Source organism: Haemophilus sp. SZY H53, from assembly GCF_054332375.1.
Window position 1 is genome coordinate 1 of the sequence record NZ_JBTGNV010000027.1, and the last position, 1,268, is coordinate 1,268.

Consider the following 1,268-nt stretch of genomic DNA (forward strand, 5'->3'; position numbering starts at 1 on the left):
CTCTCGGGGTTTCCTCAACCACACCATCTTGGGTGATAGGCTTGGCTGGCTCTTTGAGTGGAAGCTTGGCAAGTTTGGGAGTAGTGGTGGAATTGGGCTTCTCACATGGGTTCAGACCACTAGACTCTCCAATCTTCCCAAAACCTGAGAGATCAACACTCTGAGCAAAACCTACACCAGGGGCACCAACAGCTCGCTTGAATTGGGAGATCATCATCCCGAGCTGCGGCTCACTACAGGAGACCCATGACAAGATGGTCCGAAGGTATGTGTTTTCTTCCTCGGTTTGCATCTTGTCATGCTTCACATTGGCTATCTCCATCTCCAAACCCTCACACAAAGTGCATCTAGACACACAAGTGCTATCCGAGCTGGCCTTCTCAAGAGACACAATCTTGGCATTCTTCTCTGCCAACTCGGATTGCAAGCCAGCACAAGACTTGCACGCACCCAACAGCGAGGGTCTAGCCTTCAGCTCATCCACCTCTCCTACCAACGCAGCATACTTACCTCTCAAAGTGAGAAGGTCAGTCATGTGCGTGGTGCACATCTCACACTCATCCTCCTCAGTCACAACAACGGTGGACTTGACAGACTCAAGTTCCTTCACCGTATCCTCCCACTTCTGCCTAAACTCCTTGCGCTCTCTAGCGGCACGCCTAAGCAACTTATCTTGACTAAGGAGAGCGGCAGTAAGTTTCTCGACCTCAGCAGAAAGCTCATCGGGGGTCTGAGATACCTGGGAGGTGTCGTCGTCGTCGTCGTCGTTCCGAGGAGTGTCCTCCAGCTCACCGTCGACCTCCTTGCCGAGGGCCATGGTGCAGAAGCCCTCGTCGTCGGCGAAGAAGCAGAGGCCGTTCAGCTTGTCCTCGATCCTCTTCTTCTTCTCGGACTCGTCATCGCTTGAGCAAGCGGAGTCGTCATCCGAGCCGTCGACGTCGCTGAGCGTGGCGAAGAACGCACGCTGCTCAGCCTGGGCCTTCTCCAAGTACTTCTTCTTGATGTACTCCTTGTCGAAGCCGCCCCTCCGCTTGTGCCTCGCGGGGACGTACTTCTCCTTGCGCTTGCCGGAGTCGTACTTGTGCCCATGATCGCCCTTCCCAAATGCCTACTTGTTCTTCTTGGGACAGTTGGCGATGAAGTGGTCGGGGTCGCCGCACTCGAAACATCCAGAGCGTCCTCCTCCGCGGCGACGGTTCATGCGGTTGTTGTGGAACCGCGAGAACCGGTTGGCGAGCAAAGCCAACTCGTCATCCCCCATGAACTCC

At 55.2% G+C, this 1,268-nt stretch carries 1 protein-coding gene; it reads right to left on the reverse strand.

Annotated elements, in window-relative coordinates:
- Positions 1-988: hypothetical protein (locus ACXVWB_RS11200; protein WP_458485390.1), on the reverse strand; the 988-nt coding region annotated here is incomplete at its 3' end.
- Between the last annotated feature and the right edge of the window lie 280 nt (positions 989-1,268).